Below are 14,360 nucleotides of genomic sequence, written 5' to 3'. Positions count from 1 at the left end.
CATAGTCGTAGATCCCCTGACGACATCGAGCACTATGCTAACTGGAACGCTCCGACGAGTGAATCAGCTTAACTATCTTGCGTTGCCCTTTCGTCTGCGTACCGCCGCCTTCCCCGCCACCTGTGAGAATGTCTAGCATCAAGTTAAACGTCAATGCATTTATTTCGCCGAGCGGAATAGAAAGCGCACTCGCGACATCCGCCTTCGATGTTCCTTCGTCCCGAAGGGCCTTGAAGACCTTCTCCAGCGTAAGCGATTTTTCGTGTGCTGCGCTCTCCGGTTCTTTCGTTCGATAGCCGGCCTCAGCCAACTGAATACATAGCGTGCGGTAAATCCAGTCGCTAGTCATACCCAGTGCGTGCAATCGGTAATTCAATGCAGCGACTGACACCTTCCAATAGTGCTTTGCGCGCACCAGCCCCGGTAGCGTAGCGACGCGCGGTGCGTGGGCAAGCACACTTTTACGAGGCATCAGGAACGCTGATGCAAACGCATTAGCCTCACGCTCAAGTTCGGGTCCCTGGGTTTGCCCATGCCGGTGCAAAACCAGGTGTCCAAGCTCATGCGCTGCGTCAAAACGGCAATGTTCCGCCGATTTGTACGTATTCAGGAACATGAAAGGCTTGCCACCGTGCCACATGGAGAAAGCGTCCACTTCTTTCGCATCAATCGCAAGCGAAAAAACGCGTACACCCTTTGATTCCAATAGGGCAATTATATTCTTGACCGGCTGTTCACCCAGTCCCCAGTGGGAGCGGAACGCCTCAGCCGCTGCCTCTGGGCCGTACGCAGTCGATCGCGAGGGAAAAGGAGTCTTTTCTTTAAAATCTTCGCGCGGTGCAGGGTCAGTCAAGGCGCCGGGCTCACGGCCCAGATCCGGCCGGTCGGGTCCAGGCAGGTTGAAGTTTTTTTTCCAACCATTCATTCAGTAGCAAACCGATCGCTCCCGAGCCAAGTGCGCTATCTCTCTGCCGAGCACTCATCTTGGACATCGAGCGAAAACTCGCTACGCCGTCCGTCAATTCTTCTGGGTCACCGGCAAAAAAGAAAGCTTCCGGGAATTCCAGCACCGCCGCAATACGCCGCACATTAGACGGATCGGGCTCCTGATCGCCCTTTTCATAGGCAGACACTGACCGCTCGCTGACGCCAACGCGTTCAGCAATCTCGCGTTTGGTCATGCCTCGCCGCCGCCTTGCCAACGAGAAACGCTTTGCATTAAACATCGATTACTCAGGCAGATTTACGGCTAACGACGAAATCAACGTCGGGTAGTTGCTGGATAGGAAGTGGCGTGGAATCGCCATCAAGCTCGATCGACCCGAGCACAATGCGCTCCGACCATGACGTAACGCAACGCTCGGTCGAATCGTAGCCGTTCGGTCGCGAAAGCTCGAGGCGAATCTCACCGCCTTCGAGCCGGTGTAAGAGTATCCACGTATCGAGACTCCGTACCTCGTCTTCTACAGCGGGCAAGGTCTCAGGAAACAGATCGGCTGTCCTGTTGTCATCAACGGCTTTAGCAGTGCGCGGCCCTTTCTCGCTCTTATTCGAAGGCGTTTGGTCCCTCCTCCCCGTCCCAACATCTCCAGACGCAACTGCGATTGCCAGATTCAGCTCAGAATTTACGACCAGCTCGTAGTTTCCTTCATCCTGCTTTACCCACACACCCACGAGGCACCAGAAAATCCCGCAACGCGGCGACCGTTTCGTTAGTCAACGTCGCATGCCGATACAGATTGGGATGATGGGGTGTGAGGCGCGCCCGATACATGTTCGCCTGCACCAGCGAATCAATCAGCACCTGCCGATCGAGCTGCAATAGCGCAAGGCGAGCATCGACATCGGCTGGCTCGTGGAAAATAACCGTCGCAAGCATGGGTGCGCCCGAGAAGTTGACTTCCGGTTACTGCACCACAAATGTGGTAGAAAAACCGGAAGCGAATACGTAATGGGAGAACCTGCCTTCACCGCGCAATTTCATGAGGGCATGGCCGCTCCTGGGTCAGGATTCGGTGCAAATCAACACGCGATCGGTCGAGCAAACCATCTGGGCGGCAATGTGCTGGTTGCAGGCACAACAGATGCCGAACACCCGAGGGCCGTCGTAATCGTCCCACCGTCGAGATTGACGCCGATCAATTCTGACAGCGACTGGTTCCGCGCTCGTGGCGAGAACAACGCCTACCTGCCGTGGTGGGGCCGTCGCCTGGACACGGATTACAAGGTGCAGGGCTATTCGTACTGAACGAGAAAGCGATGCGCGGCATTATTCGGGTAGGCGATGCGACGAGCCACGGCGGGAAAGTAATCTGTGGTAGCGCCGTGAGCGAGGTTATGGGTCGTCAGGTAGCCAGGATAGGCGACCTGTGCGTGTGCCCTATCGCGGGACATCAGGCCTGCGTCATTGTCGAGGGGGACCCGACTTTCGTGGTGGACGGCAAACCCGCGGCCTTCGATAAGCACAAGACGTCCTGTGGCGCAGTACTGATTTCCAGCCTCGTATCCTCGGGGCGCGAATGAGCCGCCATACGCCCGACAGCGTTTTGATAGTCCGATGTTTCCCGACTTTTGGATGTGTTTGATTGGGCACGGCGAACTCGACCTGGTCCGACGCAAACTCGCCCGCGATCGCTTCGAACTGCTCGACACCATTTGACAGGGGCACGATGCGAAGTACTGCTTCCGATGCGCACGGGGCACGAATTCGAATCAACTACAGACCCAATCCAGGGCCTCTCGTGATGTCAGGTCTGCGCGCGAAGCTCACGCCCGGCTATCAGCTCGGATGCAAGCGCATACTGCTGTCGAGCGACTACGATTCCGCGCTCTGCTAGCTCAACGTCGACGTCGTGACGAGCGCGATCCGCGAAATCGTCGAGAACTGTGTCGTAACCACCGACGGCACGCACCATTCCGCCGACACAATCCCGTATCGGCTCACTTCACTCAGGAGTTTTTCGTGGTCTCGGATCCCCCCACGTAAGTGACGACCGACCTGACGCTAGCATCCATCGCAGCGCAGACGTACCGCGCACGAGACCTACGGTCAGCTACTGAAATTTTTTGCTAAAGGTGTCAATCCGCGCACAATGCGGTGTATGACACAAGGCACCCAATTCGGAGGTCGTGTCAGGCCGCCTTCTCGCCACGGCTATCCGGTGTCAACGTCTTTACCTCGGCAATCGCCTGTAGCTGCTGCAGATAGTCGGCGCGAAACTGGGCCAGCCACCGTACTACGCGAGCATTGTCGAGCAGGTTGGTAACATAGCTTTTGATCACCACCAGCTTCAGGCTGTCCGGGCCATAGTTCTCTTCGAACAGTTTGGTGTCGGCCTGCAACACAGCCAGCTCGCGCTCCAGACGCCGGATTACCTCCAGCGCCCCACTCTTCGCTGGCCGCTCCCTCGGGCCTTCCACAAGCTGATCGTCTGGCGTAGTTTCAAGCATCGCCAGCGCGAATTTTCCCGAATAGTTTTCGAGGTTAATCATCGCGTGCACCACGTCAACCTGGCGGAACGGCTTCATTTGACGCAGGATCTTGAAAATGCGATGGGGTACCCGTTTGTCAGATAGCAGTTTGATCGCCTCGTCGCATACTCCGTCCAGCATTCTGAAACGGTCTCTGATCGTGTTGGTCGACAATCCGAGCGCCGCGGCCAGCCGCTCCACTGATACGCCGCTTTCGCACACCCGCAAAATCATGAGGTGATCTTGGATCGCGGCCAGCCGGCTGACGCGCTTGTTGTACGTGAGACTTTCATCATCTTTCGCAATCAGACAACGGGCGTGCGCCTTTCCGATCTCCTTCAATGCGTCAACGCGAAGATGGCCATCGAGAATCGAGAAATGGCCGGGAGTGGATGAGTGCGGGATGACGACAACGGGCTCGACCAGCCCGATTACCTCTACCGATGACCTGATCTGCGCATACTTGGCACTATCTTTCACTCTGGCCGGTAACGCTTTCGACGGGTGGAGCACCGCGAGTGGTATGTCAAACCACTCGCGATTGAATCCGCACTCCACGACTCTCGCGCGAGACTTTTCCATCACACGAGCCCTCCGCGGCTAGCCGCCTCGGCCAATGGCTGAGGGACGGTCATCAAACCTTCTGCCTTCACCACGCTTACGAATTCCGGATTCGAGAACAGTTCCTTGAAAATCTCGTTAACAACAAGCAGGGAAGTGCTCACGCGCTCTGCCTTGAGTTGAATCAGCTTGTGTTTTTCCGCATCCCGCTGATACAACCGCATCAGATCTTCTGGACTAAGCTTCTTTCGTTTAGCGCCCCCTCCGGCCTGCTCACCGACTGCCTTGCCGACCCGCACGCGTTGCTGAAGAAGCCGGCGGATCGTCGTCACCTTCTTTCCCTTGATTTCGCCCCTGTTCACAGCTTCAAGCAATAGATGCTGCGCTTCGGAATCGCTCGCCCGGGAAATGTCGATCGCCAGATGCAATGGAATATGCCCGGCTTCGGTCGCAGCAAGCAGGCGCTTTTCCCCACGCTCCAGCAGCGTTCCCACCATGTTGACCCACGACGCCGTGTAACCGATCTTCTTGCCAATTTCGGCGTCTGAATATCCCTTCTTGCGCAACGCGTCGACTTGCGCCAGCATCTCGCTCGCCGGGGGATTGCGCCGGGCGACATTCTCCACCACGCTCATGATGTACCCGGTCTCCTCATCAACATCGAGAATGATGGCAGGAATCTCCGTCTGTCCCAGAAGCTTGAAGGACTCCAGCCGACCCTGACCGCACACGAGCGCGTACCTGTCGGAATTGCCGGGCATACGTCGCACCTCGATCGGCCGTTTCAATCCGACGCGCTGGATGTTCTCGGTGATCTCGCGATGAGTCCTCCTGTTTCGCTCTCGCGGATTGACCACCGTAATTGCATCGACGGGAATCATCACAATCTGTCCGGATTCGCTGTTCATGCGGCCTCCGCGAGCGGCACGCGTGCCGCGAGAAGATAGAAGACATCGAGCGTCTCGAACTGGTACGCATCCAGCGCAAACCCGTTGCGCTCGGCGTAAGGCAGGAAGGCTGATGTGAAGTCGATCGATGGAAGAAGATAAAAATCGAACGGCGCGGTGTTGTCGTGATTCATGCGGGCAACGACCGTGATGTCTGGTGACAGGCTTGTATCGAGTCTGATCCGCCAGCGGTAGCTTCCTGCTGGCGTCGGCTTGCATCGCGCAATAACGAGCGATGCACTGAACTCCCCGTTCACGTTGAGAAGGTCCGTTTCGCGATCGCGATGAGCGAAACCACCAACCTGTTCAATGCCGCTCTGTATTTCCGTCAATACCTCAGGATGTCGCTGTCGCAGGGCCCGGTTGATTTCAAGGTAGGAGTAGTCGCGTCCGGGAAGAAAACCGATCAGGTTGTATGCGCGCAGCAAGCTACCGAACCGCGATCGGTATGCAGCACTTGATGGTGCGCAGTCTTCCTCATCGATGATCAACCCGGACAACGCCCCGTACTTCTCCAGGATCCCTGCCAGCAACTTGAGCATTTCACCATCGTCGAGATGATGCGAGCGACTTGCGATGACCGCCTGTACCTTCAGATACTAGTCCAAGGGAACGATCGACTCGAACGCCCCCTCCTTGCGGATCCATTGGTCAGGAGGATTCCGGACATGCTTGATCTTCAGCTTGTACGACGTGTGGTTGTAGACGTTGTTACCAATGTACTTCTCGTTCGTCAAAATCTGGTGGACCGTTCCTCTGGTCCAAGGTCGACCGTAGTCAGTCAGCACGTTTTCACGATTCAGTAGTGATGCGATTACCCGTTCCGGCATCCCCTGCTCGAGAAACAGTCGGTAGATACGGTGTACCGTCGCAATCTCCTCTGAAGGTCCCGGCACCAGAACCACGCGATCGGTCTGAATGTTTTTCGTGTCACGACGTTGGAGGAGCCCCTTGATGTTGTGGTGCTCGTCGATCAGTTGCCTGCGCAGGCCCAGACCGGGTGCACCGCCCTGTCGATAACCGCGCTGAACAAGGTTGCGATGGCCCGCGAATACCTTGACCGAAAGTTCCCGGCTGTATTCGGCCGCCATGCTGCGCTTGAGACTCTTGAGCAGAGTCGAACCTAACGAGGTGTCGTTTCCGAACTGCTCCGCACAGTAGATGATCTGCACGCCGTTGCGCTTGCACGTCTGCTCATAGACTGCGGCTTCATCCGGATCCGGAAAGCGGCCCCAGCGACTGACGTCATACACGAGTACTGCGACGAAATCGATTTGCCCATGCTGTACGTCCTGAATCAGATGCTTTAAACCTTTTCGACCTTCAATGTTCAGCCCGCTTTTTCCGTCGTCCTGGTACGACCGCACGATTTCCATGCCGTGTTCGCTCGCGAATGCGGCGATAAACTGCGCCTGATTTTCGGTCGAGTAACGTTGGTGCTCCGTCGACATGCGCGTGTACTGCGCAACCGGGATCTTCCTGCCCCCGCTCGCTTCTTCAACCGTCATGGCATGCCGCATGATCGTACTCCAGCGATCGACGTTGAACGCTAATCCTTCGCCGAATTCGTGACAGTTTGATGGCCGGGAAAGGAGCTTGTTGCGAACCTGTACTTAAGCAGCCGAAATAATTCATAGGGTCGAATCCATTAATTCTCAGCCCCATATCACCACCCTGAGCACGGCCAATCAAGGCCGCTCCGTCGATGCACTCCCGCATCGGCGCACTTCGCTCAGGAGTACACGTGAATCTCACCACTTTCGTTCTGCCCGCCGTCCTTACGCTCGCGCTCGTCATCATGTTTGTCGTTGGTCTGCGCTCGCTCGCGGCCATCAACCGCCCGCAGCCCGTTCCGACGTCTCCCGCCAGCCCGCGTCCCAGTGCCCGCCAGGCACAGCACGCTACATCAACGCCCAACGAACTGGACGAGTGCGAAGCCAACGCGTACTGGCACGAACACGTCGCTCATGCCTCCATCGACATCGATGAAAACCCGCATGCCGCACGACCGTCCGCCGACCAGGAAGCATCCCTCGCTGCGCCGACACACACCGGCAACGTGCGTGACGAATCGCGTGACGCGTTACACGATGAGCTGCGTGACATGTTCGGCTCGTTCACCCGCGAACCGCACGACAGTACAACGGCCCCTTCGTCCACCGCAGCGCCGTCTTCTCCGGCAGACACCCTGCGTTGTCCGCATTGCCAGTCCTCTTGCATCGACACGCGCAACCGCGCCCGCAAGGCGGGTAGCACCATCGGCAGTGTGGCGGGAGCGACAGGAGCGATGACCGCGGCGCTCGCCGGCGCGGAAACCGGCGCGGCCGTCGGCTCCATCGTCGGTCCCATCGGCACCATCTTTGGTGGCCTTGCCGGCGCGGTGATCTCCGGTCTGGTCGGCAGCGCCGCAGGTTGCGCGGCCGGCTCCGCCGTCGGATCAGCCATTGACGACAACATTCTCGACAACTACCGATGCCTCTCATGTGGTCTTGCCTTCAGCGGCCGGTAACAACAATCGTCGCCGTCATTCGCCCTCTGCTCCCCTTTCCCCGCATTTCCCCGCTTCATTTCGCTGATCCAAACCCTGTCCGGCTTCTGCCGGGCTTTATGCCGTTTCTCTATTCCCCAGGAGTTCAACAACATGCATCTCGTACAAAACATGGCCTACGTCGGAGAACAGCCCTGGCATGGTCTGGGCAACAGGCTTGCCCCGAAGCAGCCGCTCGAAATGTGGGCCAAAGCCGCGGGCATGGACTGGAGCATCAAGGAAGCCGAAGTGCGCTTCGTCGCCGCCGGCAACAGCAGTCTCGGCTCGATTCACCCTTTTCCGGAACAGAAGGTGCTGTACCGCAGCGATACAAAAGCACCTCTGTCCGTCGTCTCCGCACGCTATCAGGTCGTACAACCCTCGCAAATCCTGGAGTTTTACCGCGACCTCACTGAGGTTGGTGGCTTCCAGCTCGAAACCGCGGGCGTCCTGAAGGAGGGCCGTAAGCTGTGGGCGCTCGCCCGAACCGGTCAGAGTGCCACGCTCAAGGGACGCGATCAGGTCAATGGGTACCTTCTTCTGGCGACAGCCTGCGACGGCTCGCTTGCCACGACCGCCCAGTTCACGTCGGTTCGTGTGGTCTGCAATAACACGCTGCAAATCGCACTGGGCGATAACGCGGGCGCCGCGGTCAAGGTTCCGCACCGCTCGCAGTTTGACGCCCAGGCCGTCAAGCGCCAGCTGGGCATCGCGATCTCGTCATGGGATGCATTCATGGCGCGGACCAAAGCGCTGGCCGAACGCAAGGTGTCGGACGCAGCCGCCGAAACGTTCCTGCGACGCGTACTGACCTACCCGACGGCCAATCTCACGGATCGCGACGCGCTCGCGGTCAACGAACGTGCGATCAAGGCGGTCGGCCAGCTCTACGCCGGACGCGGCAAGGGTGCGGATCTCGCGTCCGCCTCCGGTACGGCCTGGGGGCTCCTCAATGCGGTCACGGAGTACGTCGATCACCACCGCCGCGCGCGCAGCGACGATCACCGGCGCGACGCCGCCTGGTTCGGTCAGGGATCGACCATCAAGCAGAGGGCGTGGGATGAAGCACTCAAGCTTGTCGTGTAATCCCCGCCGCTTTCGTTCACCTTCGGCCCGGTCAGGTTTGCCTGCCGGGCTTCCTTGTTTCTGGAGGTTCCATGAGCGCCCTTCAACCCGAACCGCCATCTGCGCGAAAGCCCGCGCTGAAGCTCGTCAAGACCGCTGATCTGTCGCGCGACGACTGGCTCGCCGTGCGCCGTACCGGCATAGGTGGGTCCGATGCTGCCGCCGCAGTGGGTCTCAATCCCTACTTGAGCCCGCTCGAATTATGGCTCGACAAGACCGGACGCGCCGAAGGCCTGCCCCGCCCCGATCCGGCGGATACGACATCGCCAACGTACTGGGGGACGTTGCTCGAACCTATCGTCGCCGCCGTCTACACGCAGCAGACCGGCAACAAGGTTCGCAAGGTCAACGCGGTCCTGCGTCATCGGTCGATTCCTTTCATGCTGGCGAATATCGACAGGGAAGTTGTCGGCGTGCCCGATGTGCAGGTGCTCGAGTGCAAGACGGCGGGCGAATTCGGCGCGCGGCTCTGGCGGGATGGCGTGCCCGAGTATGTGCAACTTCAGGTGCAACACCAGTTGGCCGTCACAGGCAAGCAGGCCGCGCACGTCGCCGTCCTGCTGTGCGGGCAGGCGCTGGAAGTGCATCGCATCGAACGCGACGACGCACTGATTGGGCGGCTCATCGAACTCGAAGCGCGCTTCTGGCGGTTCGTGGAGACTGACTCGCCACCGCCCGCGGACGGATCGGAATCAGCCGATCGCGCGCTGCGGCATCTCTATCCAGGCAACGGCGGCGCAATCGACTTCAGCAATGACCGTCATCTGTCCTCCGTGTTTGCTGATCTGGTTGCTGTGCGGGCCGAAATCGAGGCGCGGCAGGCAATCGAAGCGCAACTGAAGCAGACGATCCAGCAGGCAATGGGCGAAGCGACCCGGGCCGTGTTCGAGACGGGTTCGGTGTCGTTCAGGCGTAGCCGGGACTCGTCCACCGTCGATCTGAAACGGCTGCTCGCCGCCCACCCCGAGGTTGAAGCGCAGTACGCCCTCCCGAAGCCCGGCTCCCGGCGCTTTCTCGTTTCCACCTGATTTCCACTTCTTTCTTCCCTTCTATCCAGAGGACCACCATGCTCAAGGGTCTGGCTATTACTCCGCCCGTCGTCGGGCGTATCTCGATTGGCCGGGTCGTCGAAAAGGCCGGAAAACGGCTCCCTGAAAAGGACGATCAATTTACTTTGACAACCCAGGTGCAGCAGCGCGACGGCTGGATGCTGCATCCACTCAACGAGACATTGCGCAAGGCCACATCGGGCAAGCTGCGTGCAATTCCCGTGCGTTTTCTGTTCAACGATCCCGGCCTTAACCTCCGGGCTGAGTACTCGCTATTCGACCGGGATACTGGTCGTCCGGTCTGCGTCGGCAACGGCGAGACGTGCAGGCGCGCCGGCGACGCCGGTATCGAGGAACTGCCCTGTCCATCGCCGGACGGCTGCGCATTCGGTCGCGCCGGCAACTGCAAGCCCTACGGGCGGCTGAACGTCGCCATTGGTGACGAGGACGAACTCGGCTCGTTCATTTTCAGAACGACCTCGTATAACTCGATCCGGACGCTCGCCGCCCGACTTCATTATTTCAGCGCAGTCTCGGGCGATCTGCTCGCCTGCCTGCAACTGGAACTGAAGCTGCGCGGCAAGTCGACCACGCAGAGTTACCGTTCGCCAGTTTATTACGTCGATCTCACCGTGCGCTCGGGCAGCACGCTGGAGGAGACGCTGACGAAGGCGCGGGAAGTCGACGGGCAGCGTCGTGCAGCAGGTTTCGACCAGGCGGCGCTCGATGCCGCTGCACGTCAGGGCTTTGCAAACGGTGCGTTCGAGGACAGTCCGGATGAACGCGCCGCCGTGGCGGAAGAGTTCTATCCCGATGTTGCTGCGGGTCCGGCCCAGTCCTCACAAGAGGGCAAAGCCAGCGGCGATCTACCAGCAGGGCCACCCGGCGGCCTGCGGGCAAAGCTTGAGCGCAAGGCCGCGCAACTCGATGCGACCACGCCATGACGACGGCCCGTCGCGGGGTTCTGCTGCTCGCGGCCTGTACTTCCGCGACCGCCGTCTGCCTGTCCGTGCTCGCGGGCTGGCAGCGCGGCGGCACGTTACCGGAGCGGCTCGTATGGACCGCCATCGGCGTCGTGCTGGTCGCCACCGCCCATCTGCTACCCGCGTTCGTCAGACAGTCGCGGCCTGTTGTGCGCGGTGTAGCTGGAGTCCTTTGGCTCGCCTGCATGGCAAGCGCCTGCTACGGTCACGCGACCTTCTTCCTGCTTGCACAGCGTCACGCCGGAGAGTTGCGGGTCGCGGCAGTCGCGCCCGTGACTGCTGTCGTGACTGCCGGTCGCGGGCTGACCGACGTCATGGGCGAGCGGGCGGGCGTCATCGCCCGGCTGGCGGCGCTTGCCGCCCGTCGTTGTGTGGCTGACTGCACGCAAATTGAAAGCCGTCGTGTCGCGCTCGTCGTGGAGCTCGATGCGCTTGACGCCGAGGCCAGCGAGATACGACGGCGGCAGGTCGCGAACGACCGGATCGAGTCACGGCGTGACGCACTGGTCGCCGATCCCGTCACGACGCGACTGGGCGCATTACTCGGTGCAACCACGGCGAGTATCGATCTGTTGTCGGGACTGACATTTGCCGCGGTACTCGAAAGCGTCGCCTGCCTGCTATGGAGCGTAGCGCTGGAACCGCACCCAGTGGACACCGCGCCGCCGCTCACGCCAGCACAGCCCGCCGCCGCGGTCAGTCGTGCGCCCGATTCGGTCAACCAGCCGGAAGTCGCCGCCAGTGCCCTGCCCGGTTTGGGCGACCACCAGTCGCAACTCGCACGACTGGCGCAGGACATCGCCGCAGGCCACCTGCGCGCGACCGTCGCGGACATCCGCCGTCACCTGGGATGTTCCCAGTCCCGCGCTATCGCCTTGCGACGACAGCTCGAACAGCAAGACCGTGCGGCATAAGCCGGGCTCTCGCCCGGCAAATCCCATCCCTTCTTTCTATCTGCCGTCCGGTCCCTTTGCGGGCCGGACGCCTTCTCATCCGGAGCGAACGAAAATGAATCTCCCTTCCCGTCATCACATCCGCCCGCGATTTAGACCAGGCCGAATCCTGGCGACGCCCGCCGCACTCGATGCACTTGAAAGCGCCGCCATACCGGCCCTGCACCTGCTAATGCGGCATGTGTGCGGCGACTGGGGTGAACTAGGCGATGCGGATCGGCAGCAGAACGAGCTTGCGCTGGAGTCAGGTGCACGACTGCTGTCGAGCTACTTGATCAGGGACGACAAGCACGTGTGGGTCATTACGGAAGCGGATCGTTCGACATCAACTCTGCTATTACCCGAGGAGTATTAGCAGCAGAACATCGTTTAGAACCAGTCAGAATCTGCAATGCCCGCGAGAGCCAACGTCTGGGCAACGAGCGACGCCTTTTGCGCCGAGTCCAGTCTGTGATATGCAGCGATCAACTTCGCTTCAGCTTCGTCCTCGGAGTAGAAGAAGCTGACCGGGAGTCGCAACGCCTTGGCAATCCGACTGACCATTGCAAAGTCAGGTTCGTGTTTACCACGCTCGTACTGATTCATCCGCGCGCTTGCGGACATTTCATCAATGCCGGCAAGGACACCGAGGCGTTCTTGTGACAGCCCCGCTGCTTTCCGCGCCTGCTTTAATCGCATTGCGAAGGCCGACATCTGCTAGCTCCCTGAAAGGGAAACATGCTGTCGGTCCTGAGCATCCTCCACACTAAGACTTTCTTAGTATTTGCCGTTAAACACTGAGGCGGCACTAAAGAAACGCGCCACTTCAATAGTCGCAGTCACAAGGTGTCGCGGATTGCAAATGGCTGACGGGACGAAAGCGGCGTGACTCGTGCGGGTCACCCGTCTCGCCGGGCGATTTGTAGTGGTTCTGACGCGCTCCCACAGGGGCAATATTAAAAAGGAATAAGAAAGTGAAAAGTAATCTTAAAACGGAATTCGTGAACCTCACGCTGTCCGCAGTGGCGGCCGCGCTGCTCGCAGCCTGTGGTGGCGGTGGGAGCGGCAGCTCAGCAACTACGACATCTACGCCGTCCAAACCTGCCACTTCGAGCCAGTTGACCGGGAAAGCAATCGACGGCTATCTGGTCGGCGCGTCGGTTTGCTTCGATAACGGTCAGGGTGCCTGTGACACGTCGCTTCCAAGCGGCACCACCGACGCCAGCGGCGGCTACTCGCTGCCGGACTCCGGCAACCTTCAGGGCAAGACGCTGCTGGTCACCGTGACGCCGGGCACGAAGGATCTGTCGCGTCCCGGCTACTCTTTTCCGGCGACATTCACCATGAGCCAGACTGTGACGGCGTCCGGGCAGCAGAACATCTCTCCGCTCACCACGATGATTTCGGCCCAGATGGCGAGCGGGCTGTCCCAGGCTCAGGCCACGGCCGCGGTTGCCCAATTGCTCGGCGGCAACGTCGACCCCAACGCCGACTACATCGCCGCGGGCAATTCATCTGCGGCATCGACCGCGTCCGCCATCCTTGACAAGCTCGTGTCGTTCGCGTCAAACGGCGTGGTCGACGCGGCCACGGTACGTAACACGATGAACGCTATCGTCGAGAAGGGCGACGTGGCATCCGTCACACTCGCCGACGTGCAGGCGCAGGCGGCCAGACCCGTCTATGCGAGCGAGGACGCATCAGCGGTACTGGCGAACCCGACCTACGCGCTCGACAGCTATCTGTTCTCATTCGATGACGGTTTTACGCCCGGCGACAGCGACAAGGTCGTGGCCCAGGATGTGCGCCAGCTCAAGGGCGATGGACTGGTCAGCCGTCAGCAGGGGTTCGCGAACGGTGGCTGGTCTGACCTGACCGGCACGAAGTTCGACACCCTGTACGGCGCATACGAGCTCAGGAGCGATGGGTCGTGGTCGGGCTTCAATTCCGTTGCGCAGTACAAGGCGACGCTGCCTGTCAGCAAAGCGGGGACGGTACTTTCCGGCACCGATCCGAACAATGGTATCGGCTACACGGTCGAATACCGTTCGGTGGACCTCTCGGGTCAGCCGCTCTCATCTGCGGTTCCCTTCAACTACGGCTGGATCAGCCTGTGGAACCGGCCGACACTGACGGGCGCAACGTTCAGCGCGGGCACAAAGGCCTATGCGGGGTTGCTGAGCTATGCGGACGATCGCGTGGTGGTCCCCGTATGGAAGCCGGCTTGTCCCAATCCGGTGATTGCCGGCGGCATGGTCTGTGACGGCGCCCAGCCCGCAGTGATGGAAGACGGGGTAATCAGCGAAATCACGGGCGACCCGGCGGTGACCTACACCTCGGTGTCGCAGGTCATCGGCCTGTCGCTACAGGGTCGCAGCGGCGGCTTCGCCATGACGCTCACCGCCGACGGCAAGGTCCAGTACGTCACCAGCAACGGCGACAGCAGCGGCAACACCCAGACCGTCACCCATGTCGTCGGCACGTGGACGCCGTACAGCCGGAACAGCGACGTGCTCGTGCTTGACGTGGACGCCAATACGCTGAACCAGGAGTTCGCCGACGCAGTACTAACGCCGCTTCTGAAGCGCGCAAAGCTGGTCGTCGCGCTACGCAATGGCCATCTGCGTCTGGGGTGGCTCTTTCCGTCCACCTATGCGGATAAAACGGTGCAGTTCGCGGGGACGCTCAATGCACAGCTGCTGACGGCGGTCAACGCCGCCGTGGCTGCCAGCGGCCAGTAAGCCGTCGCGCCCGGCCCGAAGGCC

16 protein-coding genes and 2 pseudogenes are annotated in these 14,360 nt (G+C 60.2%); 10 read left to right on the top strand and 8 right to left on the bottom strand.

From position 1 onward, the window contains the following. Positions 1-37 precede the first annotated feature (37 nt). The 3 genes from LFL96_RS01150 to LFL96_RS01140 all read right to left on the bottom strand — a co-directional run bounded on the left by LFL96_RS01150 (position 38) and on the right by LFL96_RS01140 (position 1,879). Positions 38-853: an ImmA/IrrE family metallo-endopeptidase gene (locus LFL96_RS01150; RefSeq protein WP_280997099.1), complete on the bottom strand. Its 816-nt coding sequence runs from the start codon at positions 851-853 to the stop codon at positions 38-40. 10 nt (positions 854-863) lie between these two features. Then, the gene (locus LFL96_RS01145) at positions 864-1,181 is read right to left on the bottom strand and encodes a helix-turn-helix transcriptional regulator (protein WP_280997097.1); all 318 of its coding nucleotides are present in this window, start codon (positions 1,179-1,181) and stop codon (positions 864-866) included. Positions 1,182-1,648: 467 nt separating this feature from the next. Then, positions 1,649-1,879, bottom strand: a complete 231-nt coding sequence (locus tag LFL96_RS01140; RefSeq protein WP_280997095.1) for a hypothetical protein — start codon at positions 1,877-1,879, stop codon at positions 1,649-1,651. A 150-nt stretch (positions 1,880-2,029) separates the two neighbouring features. On the opposite strand from LFL96_RS01140, the pseudogene LFL96_RS01135 reads away from it, so the two are divergent. The 3 genes and pseudogenes from LFL96_RS01135 to LFL96_RS01125 all read left to right on the top strand — a co-directional run. Further along, positions 2,030-2,248, top strand: a pseudogene (locus tag LFL96_RS01135) (hypothetical protein); the annotation flags it as partial. A gap of 11 nt (positions 2,249-2,259) precedes the next feature. Beyond that, positions 2,260-2,523 (top strand): PAAR domain-containing protein, encoded by a 264-nt coding sequence (locus tag LFL96_RS01130; RefSeq protein WP_280997092.1) that lies wholly within the window; start codon positions 2,260-2,262, stop codon positions 2,521-2,523. Positions 2,524-2,753: 230 nt separating this feature from the next. Then, a pseudogene (locus tag LFL96_RS01125) lies at positions 2,754-2,930 on the top strand (4-hydroxyacetophenone monooxygenase); the annotation flags it as partial. Between the two features lie 202 nt (positions 2,931-3,132). On the opposite strand, the gene LFL96_RS01120 reads toward LFL96_RS01125, so the two are convergent. From LFL96_RS01120 to LFL96_RS37035, 4 genes are read right to left on the bottom strand one after another with little or no spacing between them, the layout of a single operon-like run. After that, positions 3,133-4,053, bottom strand: a complete 921-nt coding sequence (locus LFL96_RS01120) for a plasmid partitioning protein RepB C-terminal domain-containing protein (protein ID WP_280997090.1) — start codon at positions 4,051-4,053, stop codon at positions 3,133-3,135. Then, complete coding sequence (locus LFL96_RS01115; RefSeq protein WP_280997089.1) at positions 4,053-4,940, bottom strand: plasmid partitioning protein RepB C-terminal domain-containing protein; 888 nt, start codon at positions 4,938-4,940, stop codon at positions 4,053-4,055. Before LFL96_RS01115 ends, LFL96_RS01120 begins: the two co-directional genes overlap by 1 nt. After that, on the bottom strand, positions 4,937-5,521 hold the full coding sequence (locus LFL96_RS37040) for a hypothetical protein (RefSeq protein WP_348638405.1): 585 nt from the start codon (positions 5,519-5,521) through the stop codon (positions 4,937-4,939). The genes LFL96_RS01115 and LFL96_RS37040 overlap by 4 nt, the downstream gene beginning before the upstream one ends. Positions 5,522-5,578: 57 nt before the next feature. Continuing rightward, positions 5,579-6,499, bottom strand: coding sequence for a recombinase family protein (locus tag LFL96_RS37035; protein WP_348638404.1), 921 nt, complete (start codon positions 6,497-6,499; stop codon positions 5,579-5,581). 224 nt (positions 6,500-6,723) lie between these two features. On the opposite strand from LFL96_RS37035, the gene LFL96_RS01105 reads away from it, so the two are divergent. From LFL96_RS01105 to LFL96_RS01080, 6 genes are all read left to right on the top strand, one after another. Next, positions 6,724-7,488, top strand: a complete 765-nt coding sequence (locus LFL96_RS01105) for a hypothetical protein (protein WP_280997087.1) — start codon at positions 6,724-6,726, stop codon at positions 7,486-7,488. 132 nt (positions 7,489-7,620) lie between these two features. Beyond that, positions 7,621-8,592, top strand: a complete 972-nt coding sequence (locus LFL96_RS01100) for a DUF932 domain-containing protein (protein ID WP_280997085.1) — start codon at positions 7,621-7,623, stop codon at positions 8,590-8,592. A gap of 71 nt (positions 8,593-8,663) precedes the next feature. Then, a complete protein-coding gene (locus LFL96_RS01095; protein ID WP_280997083.1) occupies positions 8,664-9,659 on the top strand; it encodes a lambda-exonuclease family protein in 996 nt (331 codons plus the stop codon). A gap of 38 nt (positions 9,660-9,697) precedes the next feature. Next, positions 9,698-10,624: a phage capsid protein gene (locus tag LFL96_RS01090; RefSeq protein WP_280997081.1), complete on the top strand. Its 927-nt coding sequence runs from the start codon at positions 9,698-9,700 to the stop codon at positions 10,622-10,624. Next, positions 10,621-11,577, top strand: a complete 957-nt coding sequence (locus LFL96_RS01085) for a hypothetical protein (RefSeq protein ID WP_280997080.1) — start codon at positions 10,621-10,623, stop codon at positions 11,575-11,577. Before LFL96_RS01090 ends, LFL96_RS01085 begins: the two co-directional genes overlap by 4 nt. 94 nt (positions 11,578-11,671) lie before the next feature. Next, positions 11,672-11,971 (top strand): hypothetical protein, encoded by a 300-nt coding sequence (locus LFL96_RS01080; RefSeq protein ID WP_280997079.1) that lies wholly within the window; start codon positions 11,672-11,674, stop codon positions 11,969-11,971. Positions 11,972-11,985: 14 nt separating this feature from the next. Here LFL96_RS01080 and LFL96_RS01075 read toward each other — a convergent pair whose 3' ends face one another. Further along, positions 11,986-12,309: a helix-turn-helix transcriptional regulator gene (locus LFL96_RS01075; protein WP_280997078.1), complete on the bottom strand. Its 324-nt coding sequence runs from the start codon at positions 12,307-12,309 to the stop codon at positions 11,986-11,988. 260 nt (positions 12,310-12,569) lie between these two features. Here LFL96_RS01075 and LFL96_RS01070 point away from each other — a divergent pair, with 260 nt between their 5' ends. Next, entirely contained in the window at positions 12,570-14,336 is a 1,767-nt protein-coding gene (locus LFL96_RS01070; protein WP_280997077.1) for a hypothetical protein, read from the top strand. Positions 14,337-14,360: the final 24 nt, after the last annotated feature.

Origin of the sequence: Paraburkholderia sp. D15 (assembly GCF_029910215.1) — a bacterium.
GTDB lineage: Bacteria > Pseudomonadota > Gammaproteobacteria > Burkholderiales > Burkholderiaceae > Paraburkholderia.
Note: the sequence above shows the minus strand (reverse complement) of the source record. Positions and strands in the feature narration are given on the sequence as shown.

What these genes read in the sequence shown, in the direction of transcription:
- LFL96_RS01075 (WP_280997078.1), bottom strand. Translation starts at nt 12,309, where the DNA reads ATGTCGGCCTTCGCAATGCGATTAAAGCAGGCGCGGAAAGCAGCGGGG.
- LFL96_RS37040 (WP_348638405.1), bottom strand. Translation starts at nt 5,521, where the DNA reads ATGCTCAAGTTGCTGGCAGGGATCCTGGAGAAGTACGGGGCGTTGTCC.
- LFL96_RS01085 (WP_280997080.1), top strand. Translation starts at nt 10,621, where the DNA reads ATGACGACGGCCCGTCGCGGGGTTCTGCTGCTCGCGGCCTGTACTTCC.
- LFL96_RS37035 (WP_348638404.1), bottom strand. Translation starts at nt 6,499, where the DNA reads ATGCGGCATGCCATGACGGTTGAAGAAGCGAGCGGGGGCAGGAAGATC.
- LFL96_RS01145 (WP_280997097.1), bottom strand. Translation starts at nt 1,181, where the DNA reads ATGACCAAACGCGAGATTGCTGAACGCGTTGGCGTCAGCGAGCGGTCA.
- LFL96_RS01130 (WP_280997092.1), top strand. Translation starts at nt 2,260, where the DNA reads ATGCGCGGCATTATTCGGGTAGGCGATGCGACGAGCCACGGCGGGAAA.
- LFL96_RS01100 (WP_280997085.1), top strand. Translation starts at nt 7,621, where the DNA reads ATGCATCTCGTACAAAACATGGCCTACGTCGGAGAACAGCCCTGGCAT.
- LFL96_RS01090 (WP_280997081.1), top strand. Translation starts at nt 9,698, where the DNA reads ATGCTCAAGGGTCTGGCTATTACTCCGCCCGTCGTCGGGCGTATCTCG.
- LFL96_RS01120 (WP_280997090.1), bottom strand. Translation starts at nt 4,053, where the DNA reads ATGGAAAAGTCTCGCGCGAGAGTCGTGGAGTGCGGATTCAATCGCGAG.
- LFL96_RS01140 (WP_280997095.1), bottom strand. Translation starts at nt 1,879, where the DNA reads ATGCTTGCGACGGTTATTTTCCACGAGCCAGCCGATGTCGATGCTCGC.
- LFL96_RS01095 (WP_280997083.1), top strand. Translation starts at nt 8,664, where the DNA reads ATGAGCGCCCTTCAACCCGAACCGCCATCTGCGCGAAAGCCCGCGCTG.
- LFL96_RS01080 (WP_280997079.1), top strand. Translation starts at nt 11,672, where the DNA reads ATGAATCTCCCTTCCCGTCATCACATCCGCCCGCGATTTAGACCAGGC.
- LFL96_RS01115 (WP_280997089.1), bottom strand. Translation starts at nt 4,940, where the DNA reads ATGAACAGCGAATCCGGACAGATTGTGATGATTCCCGTCGATGCAATT.